This is a genomic window from Halalkalicoccus sp. NIPERK01 (genome assembly GCF_030287405.1).
Classification (GTDB): Archaea; Halobacteriota; Halobacteria; order Halobacteriales; family Halalkalicoccaceae; genus Halalkalicoccus.
The window spans coordinates 36,764-61,541 of the sequence record NZ_JASVVV010000003.1 but is presented as its reverse complement, the minus strand read 5'-3'; the positions used below and the strand labels follow the sequence as shown (position 1 = coordinate 61,541).

The window sequence follows — 24,778 nt, the reverse complement described above, 5'->3', positions numbered from 1 at the left end:
GAGTACACAAAAAGCATAAGTGCCGGGGCCGAGAGGTCGGTCTTGGTAGTGATTACCGTGCAGGTGTTCGAGAAAGCGGAGTACGAACGTCGGGTGGAACGGACCAAAGAGCGCATGCGGGAGGCGGGGATCGAGACCCTGTTCGTGAGCGATCCCGCGAACATGAACTACCTCTCGGGCTACGACGGCTGGTCGTTTTACGTCCACCAGGGGCTCGTCGTCTCGCTGGACCACGACCAGCCCGTCTGGATCGGCCGCGAGATGGACAAGAACGGCGCGAAGGCGACCGTCTGGATCGACCACGAGAACCTCTACGCCTACAGCGACGACCACGTCCACTCGCCCGTGGACAAGCACCCGATGGACGTCGTCGCGCGGGTGATCGAGGGGATGGGTCGGGGAGACACCCACGTCGGCGTCGAGATGGACGCCTCCTACTACACCGCCAAGTCCCACCAGCGTCTTCGAGAGCGACTGCCGGAGGCGACGTTCTCCGACGCGACGCTGCTGGTGAGCTGGGTCCGCGTGGTGAAATCCGAGCGGGAGATCGAACTAATCGAGGAGGCTACCCAGCTCTCGGAGGCCGCGATGCAGGCCGGGATCGATGCGATGGGCGAGGGCGTCCCGGAATCGACGGTCGCCGCCGAGATCTATCACACCCTCGTCGCCGGGACGGAGGCGTTCGGCGGCGACTATCCGGCGATCGTCCCGCTGATGCCCTCGGGCGAACACACGGGGACGCCCCATCTCACGTGGTCCGACGAGCCCTTCTCGAACGGGGATCCCGTGATCGTCGAACTCGCGGGCTGTCGCCACCGGTATCACTCGCCGCTGGCGCGGACCGCCGTGGTCGGCGAGGTCCCCGAGGAGATGGGACGGGTCGCCGAGGTCGTCGTCGAGGGGCTGAACGCGGCGCTCGATACGGCCGAACCGGGCGTGACCTGCGAGGAGGTCGAACTCGCGTGGCGCGAGTCGATCGCGAGACACGGCATCGAAAAGGAGGATCGGATCGGCTACTCGATGGGGCTTGGCTACCCGCCGGATTGGGGCGAGCACACCGCGAGCATCCGACCCGGCGACGAAACCGTTCTGAAGGAGGACATGACGTTCCACATGATCCCGGGGATCTGGACCGACGAACTCGGCGTCGAGATCAGCGAGTCGTTTCGCGTGACCGCGAACGGCGCCGAGCGGTTCTCCTCGTTTCCCCAGCAGGTGTTCTCGGTCTGAGCACGGTCCGGGCGGGAGGCCGTCGCGGTAGTGACCGTCCGTATTGTGGCGTGATAACGTTTCTATCGCCCGATATCGACATAAAAAAGTAGTCGACCCCCGATCGACCGAGTGAGAGCGGCCGTCGTGCAGGAAGGTTCTCAACATGGTAGACACATACGACCTCGTCATCGTCGGCGGAGGCATCAGTGGGGCATCGCTGCTCTATACCGTCTCGAAGTTCACCGACATCGAACGGGTAGCGCTTCTGGAGAAGGAGGAGGAAATCGCGGCGATCAACTCCCACCACACGAACAACTCCCAGACGCTGCATTTCGGGGACATCGAGACGAACTACACCCGCGAGAAGGCGGAGGAGGTGAACGAGGGCGCCCAGATGCTCGCGGGCTACCTCGAATCGGAGGACCCCGACCGCGGGATCCACAGCAAGCGCAGCAAGATGGTGCTCGCGGTCGGCGAGGAGGAAGTCGAGGAACTCACGACGCGGTACCACGACGAGGGCTTCTCGGACCTGTACCCGAAGCTCAGGGCGATCGACCGCGAGGAGATCGCGGAGATCGAGCCGAAGGTCGTCGAGGGGCGTGACCCGGACACCGAACTGCTGGCGCTCCAGACGCCCGACGGCTACGTCGTCGACTACGGCCAGGTCGCCGCGTCGTTCGTCGAGAACGCGCGAGACGAGGCGGGCGTCGACGTCTACACCGGTACCGAGGTCGAGCGGATCGACGAGACCGACGACGGGTTCATCGTCGAGACCGATTCGGGCTGGTTCGAGGCCGAGGCGACCGTCGTCGCGGCGGGTTCCCACAGCCTCCAGGTCGCAAAGGAGATGGGCTACGGCGAGGACATGTCCCTGCTCCCGGTCGCGGGGAGTTTCTTCCTCGGGAACGACCTCCTGAACGGCAAGGTCTACACCCTCCAGATGCAGAAGCTCCCGTTCGCCGCGATCCACGGCGACGCGGACGTCCACGACGACTCCATCACCCGCTTCGGGCCGACCGCCAAACTGGTGCCGGAACTCGAGCGCGGGGAACTCTCGACCGTCGGCGACTTCTTCGACGTGTTCGGAATGAACGTCGACTCCGTCCTGAGCTACGGCAACGTGCTGGCGGATCGGGTCCTGCTGCCGTACGTGCTGCGGAACCTCGTCTACGACGTCCCCGAGGTCGGAAAGCGAGCGTTCCTCCCGCACGTGAAGAAGGTCGTCCCGAGCGTCGAACTCGACGACATCGAGCGGGCGAAGGGCTACGGCGGGGTGCGCCCCCAGATCGTCGACACCGAGCGAAAGACCCTCGACATGGGCGAGGCGAAGATCACCGGCGACGGCGTCATCTTCAACATCACGCCCTCGCCGGGCGCCTCGACCTGTCTGAAGAACGCCATGCGCGACACCGAGCAGGTGATCGACTTTCTCGACGGCGAGTTCGAGTTCGACAGCGAGGGGTTCCGAAACGAGACGATCGGCAACTTCCCCCGGGAGGAGGGGTCGGACCCCGACCGGCGGATCGGGGGCGCGGTCAGTCAGGTCTGAGAACCACGTTCTCGAGGTCGCCGTTCCCGTCGAGCGCCGCGACGTTTCCGGCGACGATCTCCGCGAGCCGTTCCCAGTGTTTCGGGGTGTGCCCGCCCGTATGCGGGGTTATCAGGACGTTCTCGAAGCCCCACAGCACGTGCTCCGGCGGCAGCGGCTCGGGGTCGGTCACGTCGAGGGCCGCGCCCCGGATCGAGTTGGTCTGGATCGCCCCGACGAGCGCGTCCGTGTCGACGATCGGCCCGCGGGCGGTGTTGATCACGATCGCCTCCGGCGGCAGGGTGGCGAACTCGTCCTCGCCGATCAGCCCTCGCGTCGTCTCCGTCAGCGGGCAGGCGATCACCAGGTAGTCGGTGCGCGCGAGCGCCCCGTGGAGGCTCTCCCCGTCGAACCCGATCACCTCGTCGGTCGGCCCGCCCTTCTCCGGCGAGTAGCGGACCCCGATCGTCTCGACCTCCATACCCGAGAGGCGCTGGGTGAGCGCCCTGCCGATCGACCCGAGGCCGACGATCGTCACCGTACTGCCCGTCAACTCCCCGGACCGGAAGTGCCGCCACTCCCGGTTCCGCTTGCGGCGCCAGCCCTCGTGGAGCCGGCGGGCGAACACGAGCATGTTCCCCAGAACGCCCTCCGCGAGCCCCGGGGCGTGGATCCCGCCGGCGTTGGTCACCGTCACCCCCCGCTCGCGCAGCGCCTCTGTCGGGAGGTGTTCGGTGCCCGCGAAGGCACACGCGAACAGTTCGATCTCGTTGGCGTGCGCGAGCAGGTCTTCGTCGATGCGAACCCCGGTGGCGACCCGGGCGCCCTCAATCAGGTCGCGCTCCTCGGCGGGGGTTCGTGCCCGGCGGACCTCGTGGCCGGGCAAACGTTTGCGCAGTTCCTCGGCGTACGGTTCGGTCGAGAGCCCCTCGGTTCCCTCGCGCAACACGACGACGTCCGGTGTGTCCTCGCTCATGGCTATCACTCCTCCCGATCGGACGCCCGGCGCTAAAAACTTCGTATTCGCTATCAACGAATTCTGTGTATTTTTAAGTGACTGGAGCGACGAGTTCGCGAGAGAATGTCACGGACGATACGCGACGGGATGAGCGAGTGTAGACGGACGTTTCATCGGTTCCCCGAACCGGCGTGGCGGGAGTTCTACACGACGAGCCTGCTGGTCGACGAGATCGAGAGGATGGGTGTCGACGAACTCGCGGTGGGTCGCGAGGCGATGGCCTCCGACGAACGGATGGCGGTTCCGAGCGACGAGGAGTTGGCGACGTGGTTCGAGCGGGCGCGTGCGGCCGGCGCGCGCGAGGACGTCCTCGAGGCCTGCGAGGGGGGACATACGGGCTGTGTGGCCGTCCTCGACCGTGGCGAGGGCCCCTCGATCGGGCTCCGGGTCGACATCGACGCGCTGTTCGTCGAGGAGGCCTCTGACGAAGGGCACCTCCCCGCACGCGAGGGGTTTCGCTCCGAACACGAGGGGCTGATGCACGCCTGCGGGCACGACGCACACATGACGATCGGGCTGGCGGTCCTGGAAGCCGTCGCCGAGAGCGACTTCTCGGGAAAACTCACCGTTTTCTTCCAGCCCGCAGAGGAGGAGGGCGGCGGCGGGCGGCCGATGGCCGAGGGACCCTACACGGAGGGTATCGAGTATCTGCTCTGTGTCCACGTCGGCCTCGACCACCCCACGGGCGAGGTCGTCGCGGGGATCGAGAAGCCGCTCGCGATGAGCCACCTGAACGTCGGGTTTCGCGGTGAGTCCTCGCACGCGGGACAGGCCCCCGAGAGGGGGGCCAACGCGATCCAGGCGATGGCGACCGCCGTGAGCGAGGCCTACGGGATCCCGCGCCACGCCGAGGGGATGACGCGGGTGAACGTCGGCCGGGTCGAGGCCGGCACCGCGAGCAACGTGATCGCCGAGGACGCGGCGATCGTCGCGGAGGTGCGCGGCGAGACGACCCGATTGATGGAGTCGATGAAGGAGCGCTTCGAGCGGGTCTGTACGTCGGCCGCCGAGATGCACGGCTGTGAGGCCGAAGTCGAGATCCACAGCGAGTCGCCGCGGGCGGACAGCGACCCCGAACTCCGCGACCTCGTTCACGGGGTCGCGAGCGGGGTCGAGGGCGTCGACAACCCGGTCAGGACGGCCGATTTCGGTGCGAGCGAGGACGCGACGTTCCTGATGGAGGCGGTCCAGGAGGCCGGCGGCCTCGCCTCCTACGCCATCGTCGGCACCGATCACCCCGACAGCCACCACACCCCGCACTTCGACGTCGACGAGCGGACGCTGGGGATCGCCGTCGACGTGCTGACCGAGTCGATCGAGCGAATCGCCGACGAGCCCCCCTAGTCGGTCAGCTCCTCGATGCGCCGGTCGCGTTGGGTGGCGGCCTCCTCAGCCCGCCGTGCAAAGTGGTCCATCTGCCCCTTGATCTCCTCGCGCAGCGGCGCGGGCGAGAAGTCCTCGCTCTCGGCGAGCAGGCGGACGAACGCGCGCAGTTCCTCGTCGGTGATCTCCTCGAACGCCCCCTGATCGAGCTTCTCGACGACCTCGTCGACGTCGATCCGGCCGACGGGATCGACGTTGAACTCGACGTTCACCATGCGGTACTCCGAGCCCGCCAGCTCCTGTTCGCCCTTCGAGACGCCGCGGGCGAGCATCTGTTTGAACGGGGTGGAGTAGCCCATCGTCCCCAGATGCAAGAAGGCGAGCGTGTCGGTGATCCCGCGGGTGTAGGCGTCGCGTTCGGCGTCCTCGGGGTCGAACACCGTCTCGCGGTCCCGTTCGTCGAGGTGCTCGAAGAGGATGGTGAAATCGAGTATCGCGTTCCTGACCCGGCGGCGGATCCGGTTTCGCTTCTGTTTCTTCGAGTGGTCGGTGTAGTCGGTCTTGCGCCCGAGCAGGAACTCCCGGTCGCTCGGGGTCAGCACGCCCCGGTCGCGGTCGGGGTCGAACGCGAGGTCGGCGACCGACTCGCCCCCTCCGTGGCTCTCGTCGTCCATACACAGAAACTGTGTACGCGAATGGAAAACGGTTCCGGATGCAGGCGTTCAGTCGTCGTCGGCCGCGGGTGGTGCGTCCTGTGGCGCGGAGCGCTCGGGGCGCGAGCCGACGATCCACGCGCCGTCCTGCAGGATCACGCGGCCGTGGGTCGCGCTGAAGTGCTTCGCGAGGCCGAGCAGGGCGAGGAAGCAGACGAACGCGAACGGTGCGCCCGTGATGATCGCCGCCGACTGGAGCGCCTCGATCCCGCCGAGGATCATGAGGATCGCCGCGGTCATTCCCAACACCACGCCCCAGAAGATCCGGTTGATGTTCGAGGGGCTGGCCTTGCCGCCGGTGGTCATCATCGAGACGGCGAGCGTCGAGGAGTCCGCGGAGGTGATGAAGAACGTCGTCACGAGGATCATGAACGCGACCATGAAGACGGTCCCGAGCGGGAACGCGTCGAACAGGATGAACCCGGAGACCTCCGGACCGGCCTCGCCCGCGATCACCGCGCCGAAGTCGGCGACGCCGTTGTGCTGGGCCCAGACGGCCGTGCCGCCGACGAACGTGAACCACGGGATGGTCGCCGCGGAGGTCGCGGCGATGCCCGTGAACGCGACCTCCCGAACCGTCCGACCGCGGGAGATCCGCGCGATGAAGAGGCCGGCGAAGGGCGACCACGAGAGCGCCCACGCCCAGTAGAAGACGGTCCACGCGTTGGCCCACTCGGTGCCGCCCTCGACGCCCGCGCCGGTGAAGAGGCTCATCGAAACGAAGTCGGTGACCATCCCGCCGAACGCCTGCGTCCCCAGCAGGACGAGAAACACCGACGGGCCGATGAGGAACGTCGCGACCATGAGGACGACGAAGAGGATCATGTTGAAGTTCGAGAGCCGCCGGATCCCCTTGTCGACGCCGAGCACCATCGAGATCGTGAACAGGAGCGTCATCATCGTCACCACCAGCAGGATGCCGGTGTTGCCGAGGTCGATCCCCCACTGGAAGTTCAGCCCGCTGATGAACTGGCTGCCGATGAACCCCAGCGACGTCGCCACGCCGCCGATGGTTGCGAACACCGCGAGGACGTCGATGGCCTTCGCGGCCGGCCCGTCCAGGTTGTCCCTCCCGAGGATCGGCGTGAGCGCCGAAGACACCCGCAGAGGGACGTTCTCGTAGTTGTACGCGAAGTAGCCGATGGCGATGCCCATGATCGTGAACACCGCGAGTTGGGGCAGCGCCCAGTGGAAGAGCGTCTGCTGGATGGCGATCGTCATCGCCTCGGCCGATCCCCCCGAGACGTCGAACAGCGGCGAGGGCTCGGCGTAGTAGAACAGCGCCTCCGTCGGCCCCCAGAAGACGACGCCCGCGGCGAAGCCCGCCGAGTAGAGCATCGAGAAGAACGAGAGGAAGCTGTACTCGGGCGGGTCGTCGCCGAACTTGATCTTGCCCCACGGGCCGAGGATCAGGAAGATCAGGAAGAGGACGATCAGGAAGACGATAACGAGCAGCGCCCAGTTCAGATAGGAGAGCATCGCGCTGTTGAGGGCCGAAATGCCGTTGACGACGGTGCTCGGGCTGATGAAGTACAGGGCGATGACCCCGACCGTCAGCCCCGCCCCGAAGAGGAAGACGGGGACGTCGAGTTCCTCGCGGAATCGCCCGATCGCACCCGAGTCGTCCGCGTTCGACACGATCAGTACCCCCCGACGCCGTGGCGAGCGTCGATTCCCCGCGTCTCCCGGCACCTATTTCGTCTCATGATGTGTGTTGTCACCCACCGACCACAATCGTGAAGGACCGTTATAACGATTCCGATTACTGTAGATAGCATACACGTATTGCGTATACTAGGGCAAGAAATAGATAGAAAAAAAGGGCGTCGAGCGTCAGGCCGACTGCGCGGGGGTCGCGTGTTCGATCGCCTCACAGACCACGTCCATCGCGGTTTCCGCGAGGTCGCGGGTGAGCACGAGCGGCGGTAGCAGCCTGAGAACGCTGCCGTGTCGGCCCGCGGTCCAGACGAGCACGCCGTGTTCGTAGCAGTACTGCTGGATCGCGTCGACGGCGTCGTCGGCGGGCTCGCCGTCCGCGCTCGCGAACTCCGCGCCGATGAACAGGCCCTTTCCGCGGACCTCTGCCAACAGTTCGTTGTCCTCGCCGGCCTCACGGAGTCGCCCGCGGAGATAGTCGCCCAGTTCGCGAGCGTGGGCCAGCAGGTCGTGGGCCTGGATGTACTCGATGGCCCTCGTGCCCGCGCGCATCGCGACGACGTGGCCCCGATAGGTACCGGCGTGGTCGCCGGGACCCCACGTGTCGAGTTCCTCGCGGTACATCGTCGCCGAGAGGGGGAAGCCCGCGCCGCCGAGGGCCTTCGCCATCGTCATCGCATCGGGCGTGACGTCGTAGTGCTCGCAGGCGAACCACTCGCCCGAACGCCCCAATCCTGATTGAATCTCGTCGAACACCAGGGGAAGGGCGTTGTCGTCGGCGATCTCCCGGAGCCCCTCGAGGAAGCCCTCCGGCGGGACGACGACCCCGCCCTCGCCCTGGATCGGCTCGGCGAAGATCCCCGCGGGGTTCGCGAGCCCGCCGTAGGGGTCCTCGACGATCGCGCGCACCTCCTCCAAGGCGTCCTTCACGGCGTCGTCCTCGCTTTTGCCCTGCCGAAGCGGGTAGGGATACGGCGCGTGGACGACGTCGGGCAGCAGCGGCGTGTAGTGGCCCTTGAACTTCTTGTTCGAGGTGAGGCTCATCGGGCCGCTGGTCGGGCCGTGGTACGCCCCCCGGAAGGCGATCAGGCCGGTACCGCCCGTGTTGTACTTCGCGAGCTTGATCGCGGCCTCGATCGCGTCGCTGCCGGTCGGCCCGCCGAAGATCACCCGGTTGTCGCCCGCGAGTTCGCCCGGCGCGATCTCGTCGAGCGTCTCGATGAGTTCGAGGCGCGCTTCGGTGGGGAAGTCCACCGTATGAACGAGCTTGTCGGCCTGCTCGTGGACCGCCTCCATCACGTATGGGTTCGCGTGGCCGACGTTGAGCACGCCGATACCTGCAAAGAGATCGATGAAGGTGTTGCCGTCGGCGTCCCGCAGCGTCGCCCCGCGTCCCTCCTCGAAGGCCAGCGGCATGTCGTTGGGGTAGGCGACGGCGCTGCTGTCGATCTCGCGCTGTCTCTCGACCAGCCGCCGCGACTCGGGGCCCGGCACCTCCCCGACGTCGGGCGCGTCGTCGAAGTGGAGCTCCTCGATCGGTGGTCCTGCCATGTGCCACCCCATGGCGACCACCCCTAAATAGCTTATCAACGATTACCGAAATCATCGTACACGGAATTCGATCCTCGACCCGCCGCCATGCCGGATACATCGGGAGAATCGTATCCGAGGTCAACGGTCACTGTGTGCAGTTAAGTGGCGGGCGACGCATGCATCCCGTATGTCGACAGCCAGCACGGGCGGCGAGCGGGGTGGACGATGACGAGCGCTCCCCCGGTGTCGGTCGGGGACGTCGAGGCGGCCCGCGAGCGCCTCGGGGAGGTAGTGCATCGAACGCCGCTGGACCGATCGACGACGTTCGCGGGGATGAGCGGGGCGCGCTCGGTCGGACTCAAACTCGAGAACGTCCAGCGGACGGGTTCGTTCAAGATCCGTGGAGCGTACAACTGCATGGCCCAGCTATCCGAGGAACAGCGCGAACGGGGCGTGATCGCGGCGAGCGCGGGCAACCACGCCCAGGGGGTGGCGCTCGCCGGGCAGTTGCTGGGGGTCGAGACGACGATCGTCGTCCCCGAGATCACGCCCGCGGCGAAGATCGCGGCCACGCGGGGCTACGGCGCGGAGGTGGTCGTCGAGGGCGCGATCTACGAGCGCTCGTACGAACACGCGCTCGATCTGGCCGAGAGCGAGGGACTGGAGTTCGTCCACCCGTTCGACGACGAGCGGGTCATCGCCGGGCAGGGGACGGTCGGACTCGAACTGCTCGAACAGTACCCCGAACTCGATACCGTTCTGGTGGCGATCGGCGGGGGCGGGCTGATCGGCGGGATCGCGACCGCGCTGAAGGCCGAGGACCCCGAGATCAGGGTGATCGGCGTCCAGCCCGAGGGCGCGGCCCACGCGGGGCGCTCGCTCGCGAAGGGCGAGATCCACGAGCGCGAGTCGGTCGACACCGTCGCCGACGGGATCGCCGATACCCGACTCCTCGAAACGACGTTCGAGACGATGCGCGGGCGGGTCGACGGTGTGGTGACGGTCTCGGACGGGGAGATCGCGGCCGCGGTGGCGCTGCTGGCCGAACGGGCGAAGGCGGTCGTCGAACCGGCGGGGGCCGCACCGCTGGCCGCCCTGCTGTCGGCGGCCGACGCCGAGGACGAACACGTCGGGGTCGTGATCTCGGGGGGGAACGTCGACCTCACCGATCACGCCGACCTCGTCCGACAGGGGCTGATCGAACTCGGCCGCTACACGACCGTGTATCTGGCGCTCTCGGACCTCTCGCGGATCTCGGCGATCACGGACCGACTCGACGAACACGGGGCGGGCCTTGCCGACGTCCGCAGGGGTCGCCGCCGTTGGGGAGGCGACCCGAACCGCCGCCCGCTCGAACTCGATATCGAGGGGACCGGCCCCGACCACCTCGAGGAGGCGATCGAGGCGGTCGGGCGTATCGAGGGCGTCTCGGTGACCGGACGCGGCCGCCGTACCGACGCGAGCGACGACGGGACGGAATCGTAGCCGTCGGGGCGCACACCGGCGGCTTATCGGTGTGCATCCAGCGAGACGACGGCGCCAGCGGCCGCGGCGATCCACTCCGTCTCGACCGTCCGGGGGTTGAACAGCACCACGTCGTCCGGCGCGAACGGCCCCGGGAGCCCGGTATCGGAGCCGAGCGCCGAGACGAGCGGGTCCACGGGCGGTTCGGTCGGCCGTTCGGGTTCGGCTGGCGGTTCGATTCCCGAGAGCAGTTCGATCGCCTCCTGTATCGCCGCCTCGGTCTCCGGGGGGAGGGGGCGCTCGCGGACGTACGTTTCGAGCAGTCTGGTCGCCGCCGTGATACGGTCGTCGGTGGTCATCAGGGGTTCGCCGGTGTCGGCTGAACACCCGTACGTAGGGCGCACAGGGCTATAGCGGTTTTCCGAACTCCAACCGAACTCCCGCCACAACGCTTAGCACGTCGGATGCCGTTCCGCCGGTATGGCCGAGACCGCCGGCCGTCCCTGTCCGCTCTGCGGAGCGTCGATGTACCGCCGCCACTGCAAGTACGTCTGTCCGAACCACGGCGTCGTCTACGACTGCTCCGATACATTCTACTGAGGCCGTCGCTCGCTGGCATCCCTCTAGCACCGATACGGGCAGCCGGTCGCCACGATAGCGCGATCCGTCCCGATCGAGCGCCGCGCCGTGTGAGAAGTGCTTTGTGGCCCGCCTCGATACTGGTGGTGATGAGCGACCCGGTCGAGGTGGGCTGTGAACTCCTCGAGAAGTGCGAGGAGGAGTCCCTCTCGCTCTCGGAGGCGGTCGACCGGATCGAGACGGTCACGACCGACCCGCACCTCACCCGCGAGATTCTCGACACCGCCGAAAAGCGCGGGATCATCGCCCGCGAGGACGGCCTGATCCGCCCGCAGAGCGGTGCGTTCGTCCGTTTCGAGAGCGAGGTCGTCACGAAGGAGGGGGATTTCACCTGTCGGCGCTGCGGGGCCGGCCTCTCGACGGGCCACTTCATCCGGTTCGAGTCGGGCGAACTCGGGCCCTTCGGCTCGTCGTGTATCCGGAAGGTCACCGGTCGGGAGTGATCGCCTCGCGCAGGCGGTCGAGTTCGCGGCGCTGGCGGTCGAGGAGGTCCTGTTGGGCGTCGATGGCGTCGCCGAGCGCGTCGAGGCGTGCGAGCGTCGACGGGTCGTCCCCTCCCTCCCCGAGTTCGTGGAGCGAGACGGCCCCTCGGGAAGCGTCCGCCCCCTCGATCGACCCCGAGAACGCCGCGTCGTCGGTTTCGGCGTCGGGAGCGTCCCGTTCCTCGGACTCGTCGGGAGCGGGGAGGTCCGCGAGCGTCTCGACCCCGTGATGGGCCAGCAGGGCGCTTTCGAGGCGCTCGCGGACGGCACGGGCGCGCTCGTTGGGGACCTTGAGCCGTTCGGCCCGCCCCGAGACGGTGAGGACGAACCCCGTCGTGACCCGGCCCTCCTCGGTAGCGAACCCCTCCACGTCGGCGAACCGGAACTGCTCGAACTCCTCGTCCCAGACCGCCCGACCCACGTGTTTGATCAGGCGGTCGTCGGTGACGACGAGCGTGAGTTCGCTGAATCGAAACGGTTCGTGGACCGTCTCGTCGGGGTCGATCACGCCCGCCGCGGACAGCACCCCCGCGAGTACCGGGTGGAGAACGGCGTCGAGGCGGTCGTTCGGCACCGTGAGTTTCCGGGTGCCGTCGAGCCCGTAGTCGAGTTCGATCGCCGTCTTCCGGCGGCCCGACGAGAGCGAGAGGCGCTCCGCGGAGTGGGGGAACTCGTCGACCGCCTCGTCGCTGAGGAGGCTCTGGGAACGGTACAGGAGGGTTCGCGTGGGCGAGACGAACAGCGCGTCGTCGTCGCGAAGCCCGACGTGCGCGACGACCGACTCCCCGTCGAGGACCGACTGGACGAGCTCGGGCGGTGACATACGGTCGAATTACTCTCAGAATTAATAACTATTCCGGCGGGGGCGGGCCGAGATGAGAACCTTAAAGGTCGCAAGCCGACAACCGACGGACGCGCCCGGGTGGCTTAGCTGGACATAGCGCCGCACTCATAGGGTTTCGGAGTCGAGGCGGCTGCCTTGGAAGCCTCCCATGCCCGCGCCGTGCCACGGCTCGAATCTGGGTCATGCGGAGATCGAGGGTTCGGAGCCCTCCCCGGGCACTGGCTTTCTACGCGAGTCACGAACGCCGGTGAGTGACGAGTCCCGTTCACGGCGTTCGCGGCGCTTTGCGGTCCGACGAGCACGCGAACCGACGGACATCCGTTTCGGCCGTCGTCGCCGACGTGACTGGTGGGCCGACGCCGTTCGGCGTAGCGTCGGACCTGGGTCCGGCCACGAGCACCGACGACCCGCGCCACGGACCGGGTGACGCGATCCCCGACGCCGCTGCCGACGAGGATGGACGTGTCGCGACCGAAGCCCGTCCTCGCGTCGGCGACGTCTCGGAGGTACTCGTGGTCTACAGAGGCTCCTCGCCCGTGACGGGGGCGGCGGCTGTTGGCCGGGGTGGCGCCCGACCGATACGGGGAGGGATATAAAGACGATAGATGACGAAGTGGAGCGCTTACCGGAATCGATGGCGGACCACCTGTTGATGAACTATCACCATCAGCGAGCGAGGGTCGAGATCCCCGACGCGCTCGACTCCGCCGGTGTGAAACTCGTCTACCTCTCGCTCCGGATCGAGGGGGAAGCGACGATCGACGAACTCCAGGCGGCCCTCGGACTGAAGAGAATCACGCTCTACCCCCTGTTGAAGACGCTTACGACGACCGATCTCGTCGAACGGTCGGGGGTCACGTACCGCTGTCGAGAGCCGGCCAGTCACGAGGACGACCGATGACGACGAACGACGCCCGTGTGACCCTGCGGTTTCGCACGTTGGGACCCGGCGGGATCAACCCGGTCCAGTCGAGGGTCATCGATCGCCTCCAGACGCTCGGCGAGACCGAATCGGTCGCCGAACTCGATATCGACGTCTGGGGGCCCTCGATGGGGGGCTGGTCGCCGGCCGATCGGGATCCGACCGGAACGCGCGAAACGGTCGCCGAGTTCGAGCAATGGGCGAACGACCACGGCTGTACGCTCCGTCCGGCCCTCGATCGACGTGGTGCGGGGTCGGGAAGCGACGACGGGGGGACACGGGGTGGGGACGTCGTTTTGCCGTTGCTCTGTCTCGCCATCTACGACGGCGAGACCCTCCGAGCGGTCTATCCTCACGTGGACGGTGAGGAGGTGCATACGATCCACGACGGGATCGAGGTGCTCGAATCGCTGGCCGCTCGAGATGAGTCAGACCGGGAAGCGGTGGCTTCCCTTTCGTGAGGCGCGTCGCCGGGGATGACCGAGTCGGTCGAGGGGTCGATATCGCGTCTCGCCTCCGGTACACTTCTCGCAACGACGCTTTTTGTCACTCCAGAGACCGTCGGATGGATCCGAAAACGCGGTCGCGTGGGATCGGATCCGCGTCACTCCGAAGCGGATCGCATCCCCTGGTGAGCGAGCACGACCCCGACGACGAACACGACCGTCGCCAGGTAGATCGGGCCGAGGTGCGTCACCCAGTCGTGGGCGAACCCGCCGGTGTAGTGCATCGGCAGGGCGATCGCCAGACCGACGACCGCGACCACGACGGCGGTGGCCCACGCCCACCGCAGCCGTTGGCGGACGCCGTACCAGGAGAGCGCGGTGACCGCGATCCCCGTGGAGACGATGAACGCCGCCGTGGCGACGTGCAGGTGGCTGATGTAGTACGCGACGGTGGGATTCAACTCCGCCGGGGTCAGTCCATCGAGGTGGCTGACCCCGAGTTCGAAGCCGCCGCCCACGAAGTTCAGGACCAGGAAGACGATCCCGTAGCCGACGAACGCGACGCCCGCGAGCGCCATCAGCAACGATCCGTTTCGCAGCTTCGTATCGAGTTCGAGCTGTTCTACCTGTTCGCCTGCAGTCGGTCGTTTCGTTGCTCCCATGGTCACTTCCGAGCGCCGAGCGAGACGCTCTTCACGCCGTACTTCCGACACGCGTTCGCCGCCTGATCGGAGACGAACTCGTACTTGGTGTTCTCCCGGACGTCCAGCACCTCGAACCCGGCGGTCTCGACCATCGTCGTATAGCGGTCGATCTGTTCGGCCCCGCCGATACAGGCCGCCCAGAGGTCCGCGTCGGTCTTGATGGACTCGGGCATCCGTTTCTCGCTGATGATGTCCGAGAGCGCGAGCCGTCCCCCCGAGACGAGGACCCGGTTCGCCTCCTCGAACACCCGTCTTTTCTCGGCGGAGAGGTTGATGACGCCGTTCGAGATCACGACGTCGAACGACCCGTCCTCGAACGGGAGATCCTCGATGTAGCCCTTCTCGAAGGAGACGGCGTCCAGCCCCGCCTCGTCTCGCAGTCCTCGGGCCTTCCGGAGCTGTTCGTCGGTCATGTCCAGCCCGGTGACGCTCCCGGCCTCGCCGACGTGGAGCGCCGCGACGAAGGCGTCCGTGCCCGATCCGCTGCCCAGGTCGAGCACGTCCTCGCCCTCCTCGATGGCGGCGAGGTCGAAGTGGTATCCCACGCCCGCGAACGACTCCAGGGCGGCCCCGGGGATCCGGTCGAGGTCCTCGGACGGGTAGCCGAGGCGTTCGGCCAGCGGTCGGCCCATCTCGAAGTGATACTCCTCGGTCGGCGCCTCCGCGACGTCGCGATAGACGTTCTTGACCGCCCGTTCGAGCCGCTCTACGTCGAGTGAGTTCGCCATACTCCATCACCTCAGTCGTCGGCCCGCACCTCTGCGGGGGCGTTGACCGTGAGTTCGAGGTCCTGTGCGAGCGAGACGAGCGTGTAGACCGGCGCCCGACGGGCCCACTCGTCGACGAGGTCCTCGTCGAGGCCCTCGCCCTCGATCTCGATCTCGGCGGTCATGTTCCCGTAGACGCCGTCGGCCTCGTCGAGGTCCTCTAGGCTGAAGAGGACCCTCGGATCGAAATCGGCCCGGACGCGGGTCTGGAGATGCTCGACGTCCACGCCGTTCGCGACGGCGTTGATGGTGATGCCGACGTTGATGCACGAGGCGAGCGCGGAGAGCGCGGCCTCGATCGGCTCCAGCCGGTCGGTCGGGCCGACCCAGCCGCCCGCGTCCAGCACTTCCTTCCAGGCCCCGTAGGGGATCGTGTACTCGCGCGTCTCGCGGGCGATCGTCTCCCCGCCGAGTTCGTAGCTGTCCACTTTCGCCAGGCTGTGGGCGCACGTCCCCTCGTAGGTCGAGCGGGCCCCGAGCCCGAGCTGTACCTCGTCGGGGTTTTCGGCCGCGTAGTCCGCGAACCCCCCGAACTTCTCGGTGTCCACCCCGTGTGTGACTTGCTGATCGTTCGTCATGATTTCGTTTCGCCTCCCGGCGGGAGACGCTACGAGTACGAGGGTTAGGTAGCTATCTGGTGCCGAGCCGGCAGCCGCTGCCGTCCGTGCAGACGATGGAAAGCGGTCATCACCTGGGGGCGAGCGCCCCCGCCGTGCGGGGCGTCGCTTCGGCGGAGCGGGTCGCCACCCCCTCGCCGTCGGTACGATGTGTTTGTGGCCCCGTCCGTGGCGCCGGTCACTCCACGATCGTCTCCAGCGGGATCGTCGGCGTCGTGCGTCGGTACGACTCGTACACCGAGTTCGCCCACTCCCGCGCCCCCGGGTCGTCGGTATCGATCAGCACCCGGACCGTCACGCCGTCGGGGTCGTAGCCGCTGATCGCGATTCGACGATCGAAGAGGCCGACGCCGTAGGGTGGTAACTCGTCGTGCAACCGGACCGTGAGGTTGCCGCTCGCCAGGGTCTCGGAGAAGAGCTCCGGACAGGTCGAGCGGATGTAGTTCGCGACGCGTGGCGGATCGATGATCTCCGTCCGCATGCCGTCGGTGACCCGCCGACAGAGCTCCTCCTTACACGGCTCGAACAGGGCCACGTCGAACCCGACGAACCGAAACCGGTCGGTCCCTTCGAGCAAGGAGGCAAAGCGGCTCACCGGCCGGTACGGGTCGTCGGCGTCGGCGACGGTCACGACCGCGTCGGCACACATATCGATCGTGAAGCCGCTGTCCTCGCCCGGAAGCCAGTGCCAGACGTCCCGGAGCTTCCGTTCGGTTTCGAGCCGCTCGATCAGGTTCGCCATCGCGGAGGCGGCGTACGCGCCCAGCCGCGTCGCCTCGTACTGATAGCCGTTCCTGCGGATCCAGCGGCGGTCCTCGAACTCGCGCAGCGTCCGTCGGATCGTCGACGAGGAAACCCCGGTCATCTCCCAGAGCTCGGCCCGACTCCGGGGGCGGACCGTCAGCGCGACGAGCATCGGAACACGGTGGTCCGACCGCGCGAGATACGCGATATCGTCGATCGGTGACCCTGTCGCGCTCGGGGTCGTGCTGTTTCGACTCATGGTAGAAGTACTCACGGTGGTGCTATAACTATTCGCTCGCGTGGAACGCGCGGCGCGTAGCGGACGGCAAAAGGGAGCGGATCACGCGGGCGACTACACGATCTCCAGGTGTTCGTCTCGGAGTTCGTCGTCCGTGTAGTCCCGCCCGTGGACGTCCCGCATGTGGTTTCTGGCCAACTCCAGCGCTTCCCCCTCGTTTTCCGACTGGACGATGAACCGACAATCGGCGGCTTCCCTCTCACAGTCGAGTCGATGAGCTTGTGCCATGACGTATCTCCTCCCCGCGAGGATACGGGCACGGGGATTAGATAGCTATCTGGTGCCGTTCCGGCAGCCACTGCCGCCCGTGCAACCCGTGACGGAGGGTCACTAATCGCACGCGACCCCCGTCGAATCCCGCCAGCCACCGCGAGACGCTCACCAGAGCCGTCGCCTGCGAAGCCTGAGATACCACGACGCGGCGACTTCCGCGAGCATCAACCCGGCGACCAGCGGGACCAACGTCGTCATCGTCTGTGTGGGGATCATCGTTCGCCTCCATAATATTATGTATTCGACTAGAATAAAAATATTGTGTTTCATCGGAGAAGTAAGCCGGGCGGTCCGCCCCGTTCCGGAACGGACGCGACGGCCGCGGCGAGCGGCGAGAGGGGCGTGTTCGACGGCTGATAGTGGACTGGCAGTCGCAGGGGGAACACCGAGGCTCACGGAGGGAGAACGAACGGACATGATCGCCGAGGCGCCGACGACACCGGGCGAGTGGAGGTGGAAGCGAACGGAAACCGACCGGATCGAACTCGGCCGGGACGGCGGCCCGACCCTGTTCGGCGAGCACACGGGTCGGGACGGGTGGCGACTCGGCTATCGGGTCGAGCGCGAGGGAGCCGTGTTCGTCGACGCGCTCGGAAACCTCTCGAATCGGGACGACCCACGAGCGGTCCTCGCCGAGACCGCCCGCTACATCGAGGACCACGACCTCCCGGAGGAGCACGCCGGCGAGTTGCTGGCCGTCGAGGACGGCTCGATCCGGTGTCGCCGGTGGCGGATCCAGTGATCCGATCCCGCGGTCGGGCGAGGCGTTTTTAGGCGGCGGGAGCACAGGGTTCGGTATGGACGTCGGCATCGTCGCCCAGAAGGACAACGCCCGCGCGGCGAACCTGGCCGACGAACTCAGGGAGACGCTCCGCGAGGAGGGCGTGGCGGTACAGGTCGACTGTGCGACCGCGAGCGCCCTCTCGATGGCGGGCGTCGACCCGGGCGAGATGCGCGACTGCGACCTCGTGGTGAGCATCGGGGGCGACGGCACCTTCCTCTTCACCGCCCGCGGGGTGGGCGCGACCCCGATTTTGGGCGTGAATCTGGGCGAGGTCGGCTTCCTGAATGCCGTCTCGCCCGACAGCGCCGTCAGCGCGGTCCGGGAGGAACTCGAGTACGCCCGCCGGACCGGGACCGTCCGCTCGCGGTCGGTCCCCCGGATCGAGGCCCGCGGCGAGGACTGGACGCTCATGCCCGCGGTCAACGAGGTCGTCGTCCAGGGCCCCCAGCGGGGCCACGGACAGGGCTGTACGGTCGAGGTCCGCGTCGACGGCTCGCTGTACACGGGCGGGCACGCCGACGGCGTGTTGCTCTCGACGCCGACCGGCAGCACCGCCTACAACCTGAGCGAGGGCGGCCCGCTGGTCCACCCCGGGGTCTCGGGGATCGTCATCACCGAGATGTGTGCCACCGAGGCGATGCCGTCGCTGGTCGTCGGCGACGATCACACGCTGACGGTGCGGGTCGACGACGCCGACCTCGCGTACGTCATCAGCGACGGCAAGGAACAGCGGGCCATCGAACCGCCGGCACAGGTCGAGATCGGCCTCGCCGAGGAACCGGCCCGCCTCGCCGGTCCCCCCGTCGACTTCTTCGAGGCGCTGGGCAAACTCGACTGATCGACCGAGATGGAAACGTTGAATCGCCGTCGGCCCTAGCGCCCATATAATGAGCAGGCAACTGCCGGACGTCCAGGCCGATCGACCCGACGTGACCGTCGGACTGAGCCAGGTCGGCGTCACCGGCGTCGAGAAACTCGTCAAGATCGCCCGCCCGGACGAGCGCCCCATCGTCCTCATGGCCGACTTCGAGGTGTTCGTCGACCTCCCGAGTTGGCGGAAGGGCGCGGACATGAGCCGGAACATGGAGGTCATCAACGAGGTCCTCGAGGAGGCCGTCAGCGAGCCGAGCTACCGGGTCGAGGACGTCTGTGGCGACGCCGCCGAGCGCCTGCTGGCCAAACACGACTACACGACGCGCGCGGAGGTCTCGATGGAGGCGGAGTACATGATCCGCGACCGGACCCCTGAATCCGAGCGCGAGACGCAGGGCACCGCCGACATCATCGCCGGGGCCACTGCCACCGAGGAGGGCACCCGCGAGGAGATCGGCGCACGGGTGACGGGCATGACCGTCTGCCCGTGTTCGCAGGGGATGTCCGCCGCCCGCGCACGACGGACCCTCGAGGACCTCGACGTCGACGACGGGACCATCACGGAGTTCCTCGATCGGGTGCCCCAGGCGGGCCACTCCCAGCGCGGCCACGCCACGCTGACCGTCGAGAGCGAGGGCGCCCCCGAGGTCGACCTGAACGACCTGATCGACGTCGCGCGCGACTCGATGAGCGCGCGGATCTACAACCTCGCGAAACGGCCCGACGAGGACCACATGACCTACGAGTCCCACGCCGACGCGAAGTTCGTCGAGGACTGCGTGCGCGCGATGGCCGAGGGCGTCATCCGGGAGTTCCCCGACCTGCCAGAGGACGCGGTGGTGACGATGAAACAGTCCAACGACGAGTCGATCCACCAGCACAACGCTCATGCAGAACGTGTCGCGGAACTGGAGACGCTCAAAGCCGAGTTCAACGGCGACTGAACGGACCAGGCGAAAGAAACCTAGAGGCTGTTCTGCCAGGACGAATCCTTAAATGGGTTGCATACATATCTGTATGCATGGGGAGTACGTCGATCCGGGTGTCCGAGCGAACGAAGTCCCAGCTCGCGTTGCTCAAGCGCGAGGGTGAGAGCTTCGATGACGTCATCGCTCGACTCGCCAAGAGAGAAGGGAAATGGACGGGGTTCGGCGTTCTCGCGGACGACGGTCGCGATACGCGGGAAGGACTGCAGAGAGTGCGCGAGGAGATACGCGATGGGTTATACAGTGATCTCGAGGGGATGGAAGACCGGTGACGCTCTGTCTGGATAACACGGTTCTCAGCGATTATCTCGACGGAAAGGAGGAGGCGAGGCGATTCTTACGGCGATACGAGGATCGCCGGTGGACCGTCTCGACGGTCGTCGTCTACGAGGCGTTCATGGGATCGCTGTACGGATATATCGGCGGGGACGTACCGACCATCGAGTCCGCCATCACCGCTTCGATGGACGTCCTGCCGGTGACGATCGAAACGGCGCGCGAAGCCGGCGAGCTACAGCGCGAGTTGCTCGATCTCGGCGTCCCCACCCACCTGCCTGACGGGCTGATCGCCGCGAACGCGCGGGAGCACGGGGCAGCGTTCGTTACCGGCGACGAGCACTTCTGGAAGGAGGGAGTGCGAGAGGTGCTGGACGTTATCGAGTACGAAATCTGAGTGGGAGATCCGTCTCCACGTCCGCTTTGAAGCGGCTGACTGTACGGATATCGGTCTTCGACCCCACAAGGATTCGTCTGAAACCGCGCCAGTCGACACTGAGCCACTCCTCGGCATCGCTTCAACCCCACAAGGGTTCGTCTGAAACCATTCGTCGGGGCTGGCGTCCGCGCCGAACTCGTCGCTTCAACCCCACAAGGGTTCGTCTGAAACCACTATCAATAGTGGTGGTTCGGAGGGATGGGAAGAAGCTTCAACCCCACAAGGGTTCGTCTGAAACGAGGATATCAATCAATTTGTTGTCGAGCCACAGAAAGCTTCAACCCCACAAGGGTTCGTCTGAAACGACGGACGACATCTCGCTCGTCATCTTCGTCGAGTCGCTTCAACCCCACAAGGGTTCGTCTGAAACCGTCCGGCTTGATTGTAACGACCAATTCGCTGTCGGCTTCAACCCCACAAGGGTTCGTCTGAAACCGTATACTCGCCGGACGTCAGCCGATCGTAGAAGTTGCTTCAACCCCACAAGGGTTCGTCTGAAACGATATACCCCGGATACTCGTCGTTATCCCAGTTGTTGCTTCAACCCCACAAGGGTTCGTCTGAAACCTTCGATACCCATCTCCGTGTCCTCGCCCCGGTCGAGCTTCAACCCCACAAGGGTTCGTCTGAAACCCGTGCCCGATTCGCGGGCGACAGCGTCCACAACACGCAGCTACGACTTAGTATTTCCGTCGACCGTCAGTAGTCGACGAACCCCCGGGGGTCGACGACGAGCCGAACCCGTTTAGGCACCTCGTCGACAATCCCGGCCATGACCTTACGCGTGACCTTTCTGGGAACCAGCGGCGCGGTTCCCACCGCCCAGCGGAACCCGAGCGCGATCCACGTCAACCGCGAGGGCGAGGAGTTGCTCTTCGACTGCGGGGAGGGCACCCAGCGCCAGATGATGCGCTTTCGGACGGGGTTCTCGATCTCGGCGATCTTCCTCACCCATGTCCACGGCGATCACGTCCTCGGGCTGCCGGGACTCCTCCAGACGCTCGATTTCAACGACCGGGCCGAGCCGCTCGCCATTCATACCCCTCGTGGGACCCGCCATACGGTCGAGGACCTGGTGGGCGCGCTCGACACCCGCCTGGGCTACCCCGTCGAGGTCCGCGAGGTCGCCCCCGGCGAGGTCGTTCACAAACGCGAGGAGTACGAGATTCGGGCGTTCCGCACCGAACACCGCACCCGGTCGGTGGGCTACGCGCTCGTCGAGGCCGATCGGAAGGGCCGGTTCGACCGCGAGCGCGCCGAGGCGTTGGGCGTGCCCGTCGGCCCGAAGTTCAGCGCGCTGCACTCCGGGGAATCGGTCGAACTCGACGACGGCACCGTGATCGATCCCGAACAGGTCGTCGGCCCGCCGCGGTCGGGCCGCAAGGTGGTCTACACGGGCGACACTCGCCCGAGCGAGGCGGTCCGCGAGGTCGCCGATCGCGCGGACCTGCTGATCCACGACGCGACGTTCGGCGACGACTGGGCGGGTCGCGCCCGCGAGACGGGCCACGCGACCGCGCGCGAGGCCGGCGAACTCGCCGCAGGCGCCGGTGTGAAACGGCTCGCGCTGACGCACGTCTCCTCGCGGTACGCGGGCGACGCCTCCCGACTCGCCCGCGAGGCGCGCGAGGAGTGCGAAGGGGCGTTCGTCGCCGAGGACGGGATGGAGATCGAGGTCTCGTTCCCCGATTAGCACCGAAACCGGTCCCCGGTCGGCGTATCGTTAATATATCTCGCTTCCCTACCGACGGTCGTGAGTGCGCGAACGAGTGCCCTCGATACGCTGATTTTCGGCGTCGACATCCAGAGCGGCGACGTCCGGGGCGACGCACCCTCGTACGCCGTCGTCGCGTTCGATGGCGAACACGTCGATCGTGACGTGGTCTCCTACCGGAAGCTCTGCCGGCTGATCGAGCGCGAGAAACCGGACATCCTCGCGACCGACAACGTCTACGAACTCGCTGCCGACAAGGACGCCCTCGTGGGCCTCCTCCGGGACCTGCCGAGCGGGACGACACTGGTGCAGGTCACCGGTGCCGAGCGACCCGAACCCCTCTCGCGGGTGGCCTCGCGCCACGGCGTCCCCTACGGGAAGAAGCCGATGAAGGAGGCCGAGGCCGCCGCCCGACTCGCGGCGGGCAACGTCGGCCACGAGGTCAGGGCCTTCACCAACACCACCCGGATCAAGGTCTCGCGTGGCCGCTCGACCGGCAAGGGGGGCTGGAGCGCCGACCGCTACACCCGCCGGATCCACGGCGCGGTGAAGAAGCGCTCGCGCGAGATCGAATCGGAGCTCAAGGGGGCGGGCCTCGACTACGAGGTGAACCCGACCGAGAAGTACGGCGGCTACTCGAAGGCCGTCTTCGTCGTCAAGGCCGAACCGGGCGAGATCCCGGTCTCGACGGGGCGGGCCGGCGACGTCCGCGTCGAGATGGAGCGCGAACGGACCGACGGAATCGAGTTCGAACCGCTCGCGAAACGCCGCGATTACGTGCTCGTCGGGATCGATCCCGGTACGACGACGGCCGTTGCCATCGTCGGCATCGACGGGGGGGTCCTCGACGTGCTCTCGACGCGAACCGCCGACACCGCCGCGGTCATCGAGTGGATCGTCGAGCGCGGCCGGCCCTTCCTCGTCGCGGCGGACGTCCGGCCGATGCCCAACACCGTCGAGAAGATCCGCCGGAGCTTCGACGCGGCGAGTTGGATCCCCGGGACGGACCTGCCGGTCGACGAGAAACAACACCGCACTCGAAACGAGGGCTACGACAACGACCACGAGCGCGACGCGATCGCGGCGGCGCTGTTCGCCCACGACGACCACGCGGAGCAGTTCGAGCGGGTCGCACGGAAGACACCTGCACGAATCGATACCGGCGAGGTGATCGCCCGCGTCGTCGGCGGCGAGAGCGTCGAGGCGGTCCTCGACTCCCACCGGGAGGACGAGAGCGACGACGAGGAGGCCACCGCCCACGCCCAACCCGAGCGGAGCCCCGAGCAAAAGCGCATCGCGGACCTCGAACGGCAGGTCGACCGGCTCAAGGCCCACGTGAGCGACCTGAAGGACACCGTCGAGGAGCGCGACGAACGGATCGACGACCTCGAAGCCGACCTCACCGAGCGCCGCAGCGAGGAGCGAAAGGAGGTCCGGCGGAAACGCGAGATCACGCGCCTCGAACGCGAGACCGACCGCCTCGAGCGCGAGCGCGACGAGGCCCGCGAGGAACGCGACGCGCTTTCGGAGAAGCTCGACCGGCTCAAGGAGCTCTGGAAGCTCGATCACTCGAACTTCGCGGATGTCGAGGGCGAGGAGCGCGATCTGGTCCCCGTAAAGCCGATCGAGAAGTTCACCCTCGACGCGATCGAGGCCGCCGAGGAGGCCTACGGCCTCTCGAAGGGCGACGTAATCTTGCTTCGGGACGCGAGCGGCGCGGGACCGCGAACCGCGGAGCGCCTCGCCGCGGTCTCCCCGCGGGTCGTCCTCAAGAACGGCGGCCTCTCCGAGAGCGCCGACGAGGTCCTCTTCGAGGAGGGGATTCCCGTAGGAGCCGCGAGCGAGGTGGCGATCCGGGAGGTCGACGAACTCGCCGTCGCCCGCGAGAGCGAGGTCGAGGCGGTCGTCGAGGGCTGGCACGAACGGGCCGAGCAGCGCCGGCGCGAGCGGAACGCCTCGATGGTCGATCAGCTCATCAGCGAACACCGCGCCGAGAGCCGCTGACCGGATCGATGGCTACACCATCCTGTCCCGAACCGACGAGCATCCCCGAGAGCAGCGCTTTCACCGCGAGGCCGACCCACGAGGACGGGCGCGAGGCCACCGGCGAGGCAGAAACGATATCGGGGGTGGGCAAGCGGGCGGTGTACACCCCTGACGCGTGCCTCCGGCGGATTTAAACCGCGTCCTATCGAATCCAGAGACATGAGCGACGACGGCAACGGGGGACGAAACGACCTCCGGATGCCCGACGAGGGCGAGGTGTTCGCCACGGTAACGGAGATGCTCGGCGCGAACAGGATCAAGGTCCGGTGTGCCGACGGACGGGAGCGAACCGCACGGATCCCCGGCCGGATGCGAAAGCGGATCTGGATCCGCGAGAACGACGTCGTGCTCGTCGAGCCGTGGGACTGGCAGGACGAGAAGGCCGACGTGACCTGGCGCTACGAGAAGGGCGAGGCCGACCAGCTCCGGCGCGAAGGCCACATCCAGTGACCGGACTCGGACTTTTATCGCTGGCAC

28 protein-coding genes, 1 tRNA gene and 1 CRISPR repeat array are annotated in these 24,778 nt (G+C 67.0%); of the genes, 18 read left to right on the top strand and 11 right to left on the bottom strand.

Annotated features, from left to right (window positions below; translation table 11 throughout):
- Positions 1-51 precede the first annotated feature (51 nt).
- Both QRT08_RS09685 and QRT08_RS09680 read left to right on the top strand, forming a co-directional pair.
- Positions 52-1,230, top strand: a complete 1,179-nt coding sequence (locus tag QRT08_RS09685; RefSeq protein WP_369684834.1) for a M24 family metallopeptidase — start codon at positions 52-54, stop codon at positions 1,228-1,230.
- Between the two features lie 145 nt (positions 1,231-1,375).
- Entirely contained in the window at positions 1,376-2,761 is a 1,386-nt protein-coding gene (locus QRT08_RS09680; RefSeq protein ID WP_286045742.1) for an FAD-dependent oxidoreductase, read from the top strand.
- Here the strand turns inward: QRT08_RS09680 and QRT08_RS09675 are convergent.
- A complete protein-coding gene (locus QRT08_RS09675) occupies positions 2,748-3,716 on the bottom strand; it encodes a D-2-hydroxyacid dehydrogenase (RefSeq protein ID WP_286045741.1) in 969 nt (322 codons plus the stop codon). The genes QRT08_RS09680 and QRT08_RS09675 overlap by 14 nt on opposite strands.
- A 105-nt stretch (positions 3,717-3,821) precedes the next feature.
- Between QRT08_RS09675 and QRT08_RS09670 the strand changes: the two genes are divergently transcribed.
- Positions 3,822-5,102 (top strand): amidohydrolase, encoded by a 1,281-nt coding sequence (locus tag QRT08_RS09670; protein ID WP_286045740.1) that lies wholly within the window; start codon positions 3,822-3,824, stop codon positions 5,100-5,102.
- Here the strand turns inward: QRT08_RS09670 and QRT08_RS09665 are convergent.
- The 3 genes from QRT08_RS09665 to QRT08_RS09655 form a co-directional block, all read right to left on the bottom strand.
- Positions 5,099-5,755 carry a DUF8102 family protein gene (locus tag QRT08_RS09665; protein WP_286045739.1) on the bottom strand — a complete coding sequence of 219 codons (657 nt, stop codon included), beginning with the start codon at positions 5,753-5,755 and terminating at the stop codon, positions 5,099-5,101. The two genes, QRT08_RS09670 and QRT08_RS09665, sit on opposite strands and share 4 nt — an antisense overlap.
- Positions 5,756-5,803: 48 nt before the next feature.
- Complete coding sequence (locus QRT08_RS09660; RefSeq protein ID WP_286045738.1) at positions 5,804-7,432, bottom strand: BCCT family transporter; 1,629 nt, start codon at positions 7,430-7,432, stop codon at positions 5,804-5,806.
- 195 nt (positions 7,433-7,627) lie between these two features.
- Complete coding sequence (locus QRT08_RS09655; RefSeq protein WP_286045737.1) at positions 7,628-9,001, bottom strand: aspartate aminotransferase family protein; 1,374 nt, start codon at positions 8,999-9,001, stop codon at positions 7,628-7,630.
- A 207-nt stretch (positions 9,002-9,208) separates the two neighbouring features.
- Between QRT08_RS09655 and ilvA the strand changes: the two genes are divergently transcribed.
- The gene (gene ilvA, locus QRT08_RS09650; RefSeq protein ID WP_286045736.1) at positions 9,209-10,468 is read left to right on the top strand and encodes a threonine ammonia-lyase; all 1,260 of its coding nucleotides are present in this window, start codon (positions 9,209-9,211) and stop codon (positions 10,466-10,468) included.
- Between the two features lie 23 nt (positions 10,469-10,491).
- On the opposite strand, the gene QRT08_RS09645 is transcribed toward ilvA, so the two are convergent.
- Positions 10,492-10,806 carry a hypothetical protein gene (locus QRT08_RS09645; RefSeq protein ID WP_286045735.1) on the bottom strand — a complete coding sequence of 105 codons (315 nt, stop codon included), beginning with the start codon at positions 10,804-10,806 and terminating at the stop codon, positions 10,492-10,494.
- Positions 10,807-10,927: 121 nt separating this feature from the next.
- On the opposite strand from QRT08_RS09645, the gene QRT08_RS18655 reads away from it, so the two are divergent.
- Positions 10,928-11,047 carry an HVO_2523 family zinc finger protein gene (locus QRT08_RS18655; protein ID WP_303650282.1) on the top strand — a complete coding sequence of 40 codons (120 nt, stop codon included), beginning with the start codon at positions 10,928-10,930 and terminating at the stop codon, positions 11,045-11,047.
- Between the two features lie 128 nt (positions 11,048-11,175).
- Positions 11,176-11,529 (top strand): DUF5830 family protein, encoded by a 354-nt coding sequence (locus tag QRT08_RS09640; RefSeq protein ID WP_286045734.1) that lies wholly within the window; start codon positions 11,176-11,178, stop codon positions 11,527-11,529.
- On the opposite strand, the gene QRT08_RS09635 is transcribed toward QRT08_RS09640, so the two are convergent.
- Positions 11,513-12,391, bottom strand: a complete 879-nt coding sequence (locus QRT08_RS09635) for a DUF7115 domain-containing protein (protein WP_286045733.1) — start codon at positions 12,389-12,391, stop codon at positions 11,513-11,515. The genes QRT08_RS09640 and QRT08_RS09635 overlap by 17 nt on opposite strands.
- Positions 12,392-12,484: 93 nt before the next feature.
- On the opposite strand from QRT08_RS09635, the gene QRT08_RS09630 reads away from it, so the two are divergent.
- The 3 genes from QRT08_RS09630 to QRT08_RS09620 all read left to right on the top strand — a co-directional run bounded on the left by QRT08_RS09630 (position 12,485) and on the right by QRT08_RS09620 (position 13,795).
- Positions 12,485-12,630, top strand: a tRNA-Met gene (locus QRT08_RS09630).
- Positions 12,631-13,064: 434 nt separating this feature from the next.
- The gene (locus QRT08_RS09625; RefSeq protein WP_286045732.1) at positions 13,065-13,313 is read left to right on the top strand and encodes a TrmB family transcriptional regulator; all 249 of its coding nucleotides are present in this window, start codon (positions 13,065-13,067) and stop codon (positions 13,311-13,313) included.
- Complete coding sequence (locus tag QRT08_RS09620) at positions 13,310-13,795, top strand: HTH domain-containing protein (protein WP_286045731.1); 486 nt, start codon at positions 13,310-13,312, stop codon at positions 13,793-13,795. Before QRT08_RS09625 ends, QRT08_RS09620 begins: the two co-directional genes overlap by 4 nt.
- A 143-nt stretch (positions 13,796-13,938) precedes the next feature.
- On the opposite strand, the gene QRT08_RS09615 is transcribed toward QRT08_RS09620, so the two are convergent.
- The 5 genes from QRT08_RS09615 to QRT08_RS09595 form a co-directional block, all read right to left on the bottom strand.
- The gene (locus QRT08_RS09615) at positions 13,939-14,442 is read right to left on the bottom strand and encodes a hypothetical protein (RefSeq protein WP_286045730.1); all 504 of its coding nucleotides are present in this window, start codon (positions 14,440-14,442) and stop codon (positions 13,939-13,941) included.
- A gap of 2 nt (positions 14,443-14,444) precedes the next feature.
- The gene (locus tag QRT08_RS09610; RefSeq protein ID WP_286045729.1) at positions 14,445-15,212 is read right to left on the bottom strand and encodes a methyltransferase domain-containing protein; all 768 of its coding nucleotides are present in this window, start codon (positions 15,210-15,212) and stop codon (positions 14,445-14,447) included.
- 11 nt (positions 15,213-15,223) lie between these two features.
- Positions 15,224-15,829, bottom strand: coding sequence for an OsmC family protein (locus QRT08_RS09605; RefSeq protein ID WP_286045728.1), 606 nt, complete (start codon positions 15,827-15,829; stop codon positions 15,224-15,226).
- 217 nt (positions 15,830-16,046) lie between these two features.
- Positions 16,047-16,871: a helix-turn-helix transcriptional regulator gene (locus QRT08_RS09600; protein ID WP_286045727.1), complete on the bottom strand. Its 825-nt coding sequence runs from the start codon at positions 16,869-16,871 to the stop codon at positions 16,047-16,049.
- 93 nt (positions 16,872-16,964) lie between these two features.
- On the bottom strand, positions 16,965-17,138 hold the full coding sequence (locus QRT08_RS09595; RefSeq protein ID WP_286045726.1) for a DUF1059 domain-containing protein: 174 nt from the start codon (positions 17,136-17,138) through the stop codon (positions 16,965-16,967).
- 460 nt (positions 17,139-17,598) lie between these two features.
- Here QRT08_RS09595 and QRT08_RS09590 point away from each other — a divergent pair, with 460 nt between their 5' ends.
- From QRT08_RS09590 to eif1A, 9 genes are all read left to right on the top strand, one after another.
- Positions 17,599-17,925 (top strand): hypothetical protein, encoded by a 327-nt coding sequence (locus QRT08_RS09590; RefSeq protein WP_286045725.1) that lies wholly within the window; start codon positions 17,599-17,601, stop codon positions 17,923-17,925.
- A 55-nt stretch (positions 17,926-17,980) separates the two neighbouring features.
- A complete protein-coding gene (locus tag QRT08_RS09585; RefSeq protein ID WP_286045724.1) occupies positions 17,981-18,805 on the top strand; it encodes an NAD(+)/NADH kinase in 825 nt (274 codons plus the stop codon).
- A 49-nt stretch (positions 18,806-18,854) separates the two neighbouring features.
- Positions 18,855-19,784, top strand: coding sequence for a GTP cyclohydrolase MptA (gene mptA / locus QRT08_RS09580; RefSeq protein ID WP_286045723.1), 930 nt, complete (start codon positions 18,855-18,857; stop codon positions 19,782-19,784).
- A 77-nt stretch (positions 19,785-19,861) separates the two neighbouring features.
- A complete protein-coding gene (locus QRT08_RS09575) occupies positions 19,862-20,098 on the top strand; it encodes an antitoxin VapB family protein (protein WP_286045722.1) in 237 nt (78 codons plus the stop codon).
- Positions 20,095-20,499, top strand: coding sequence for a PIN domain-containing protein (locus QRT08_RS09570; protein WP_286045721.1), 405 nt, complete (start codon positions 20,095-20,097; stop codon positions 20,497-20,499). Before QRT08_RS09575 ends, QRT08_RS09570 begins: the two co-directional genes overlap by 4 nt.
- Before the next feature lie 54 nt (positions 20,500-20,553).
- A CRISPR array of direct repeats spans positions 20,554-21,174; the repeat unit is 30 nt; unit sequence GCTTCAACCCCACAAGGGTTCGTCTGAAAC.
- A gap of 139 nt (positions 21,175-21,313) precedes the next feature.
- Positions 21,314-22,234, top strand: coding sequence for a ribonuclease Z (rnz, locus tag QRT08_RS09565; RefSeq protein WP_286045720.1), 921 nt, complete (start codon positions 21,314-21,316; stop codon positions 22,232-22,234).
- Between the two features lie 60 nt (positions 22,235-22,294).
- A complete protein-coding gene (locus QRT08_RS09560) occupies positions 22,295-24,259 on the top strand; it encodes a DUF460 domain-containing protein (RefSeq protein WP_286045719.1) in 1,965 nt (654 codons plus the stop codon).
- Positions 24,260-24,267: 8 nt separating this feature from the next.
- On the top strand, positions 24,268-24,435 hold the full coding sequence (locus QRT08_RS09555) for a hypothetical protein (protein ID WP_286045718.1): 168 nt from the start codon (positions 24,268-24,270) through the stop codon (positions 24,433-24,435).
- A gap of 25 nt (positions 24,436-24,460) precedes the next feature.
- On the top strand, positions 24,461-24,751 hold the full coding sequence (eif1A, locus tag QRT08_RS09550; RefSeq protein ID WP_286045717.1) for a translation initiation factor eIF-1A: 291 nt from the start codon (positions 24,461-24,463) through the stop codon (positions 24,749-24,751).
- Positions 24,752-24,778: the final 27 nt, after the last annotated feature.

What these genes read in the sequence shown, in the direction of transcription:
- QRT08_RS09620 (WP_286045731.1), top strand. Translation starts at nt 13,310, where the DNA reads ATGACGACGAACGACGCCCGTGTGACCCTGCGGTTTCGCACGTTGGGA.
- QRT08_RS09680 (WP_286045742.1), top strand. Translation starts at nt 1,376, where the DNA reads ATGGTAGACACATACGACCTCGTCATCGTCGGCGGAGGCATCAGTGGG.
- QRT08_RS09625 (WP_286045732.1), top strand. Translation starts at nt 13,065, where the DNA reads ATGAACTATCACCATCAGCGAGCGAGGGTCGAGATCCCCGACGCGCTC.
- QRT08_RS09670 (WP_286045740.1), top strand. Translation starts at nt 3,822, where the DNA reads ATGTCACGGACGATACGCGACGGGATGAGCGAGTGTAGACGGACGTTT.
- QRT08_RS09575 (WP_286045722.1), top strand. Translation starts at nt 19,862, where the DNA reads ATGGGGAGTACGTCGATCCGGGTGTCCGAGCGAACGAAGTCCCAGCTC.
- QRT08_RS09590 (WP_286045725.1), top strand. Translation starts at nt 17,599, where the DNA reads ATGATCGCCGAGGCGCCGACGACACCGGGCGAGTGGAGGTGGAAGCGA.
- QRT08_RS09595 (WP_286045726.1), bottom strand. Translation starts at nt 17,138, where the DNA reads ATGGCACAAGCTCATCGACTCGACTGTGAGAGGGAAGCCGCCGATTGT.
- QRT08_RS09610 (WP_286045729.1), bottom strand. Translation starts at nt 15,212, where the DNA reads ATGGCGAACTCACTCGACGTAGAGCGGCTCGAACGGGCGGTCAAGAAC.
- QRT08_RS09585 (WP_286045724.1), top strand. Translation starts at nt 17,981, where the DNA reads ATGGACGTCGGCATCGTCGCCCAGAAGGACAACGCCCGCGCGGCGAAC.
- QRT08_RS09645 (WP_286045735.1), bottom strand. Translation starts at nt 10,806, where the DNA reads ATGACCACCGACGACCGTATCACGGCGGCGACCAGACTGCTCGAAACG.
- QRT08_RS09665 (WP_286045739.1), bottom strand. Translation starts at nt 5,755, where the DNA reads ATGGACGACGAGAGCCACGGAGGGGGCGAGTCGGTCGCCGACCTCGCG.
- QRT08_RS09675 (WP_286045741.1), bottom strand. Translation starts at nt 3,716, where the DNA reads ATGAGCGAGGACACACCGGACGTCGTCGTGTTGCGCGAGGGAACCGAG.
- QRT08_RS09555 (WP_286045718.1), top strand. Translation starts at nt 24,268, where the DNA reads ATGGCTACACCATCCTGTCCCGAACCGACGAGCATCCCCGAGAGCAGC.
- QRT08_RS09640 (WP_286045734.1), top strand. Translation starts at nt 11,176, where the DNA reads ATGAGCGACCCGGTCGAGGTGGGCTGTGAACTCCTCGAGAAGTGCGAG.
- mptA (WP_286045723.1), top strand. Translation starts at nt 18,855, where the DNA reads ATGAGCAGGCAACTGCCGGACGTCCAGGCCGATCGACCCGACGTGACC.
- QRT08_RS18655 (WP_303650282.1), top strand. Translation starts at nt 10,928, where the DNA reads ATGGCCGAGACCGCCGGCCGTCCCTGTCCGCTCTGCGGAGCGTCGATG.
- QRT08_RS09635 (WP_286045733.1), bottom strand. Translation starts at nt 12,391, where the DNA reads ATGTCACCGCCCGAGCTCGTCCAGTCGGTCCTCGACGGGGAGTCGGTC.
- QRT08_RS09600 (WP_286045727.1), bottom strand. Translation starts at nt 16,871, where the DNA reads ATGAGTCGAAACAGCACGACCCCGAGCGCGACAGGGTCACCGATCGAC.
- rnz (WP_286045720.1), top strand. Translation starts at nt 21,314, where the DNA reads ATGACCTTACGCGTGACCTTTCTGGGAACCAGCGGCGCGGTTCCCACC.
- ilvA (WP_286045736.1), top strand. Translation starts at nt 9,209, where the DNA reads ATGACGAGCGCTCCCCCGGTGTCGGTCGGGGACGTCGAGGCGGCCCGC.
- QRT08_RS09655 (WP_286045737.1), bottom strand. Translation starts at nt 9,001, where the DNA reads ATGGCAGGACCACCGATCGAGGAGCTCCACTTCGACGACGCGCCCGAC.
- QRT08_RS09615 (WP_286045730.1), bottom strand. Translation starts at nt 14,442, where the DNA reads ATGGGAGCAACGAAACGACCGACTGCAGGCGAACAGGTAGAACAGCTC.
- eif1A (WP_286045717.1), top strand. Translation starts at nt 24,461, where the DNA reads ATGAGCGACGACGGCAACGGGGGACGAAACGACCTCCGGATGCCCGAC.
- QRT08_RS09605 (WP_286045728.1), bottom strand. Translation starts at nt 15,829, where the DNA reads ATGACGAACGATCAGCAAGTCACACACGGGGTGGACACCGAGAAGTTC.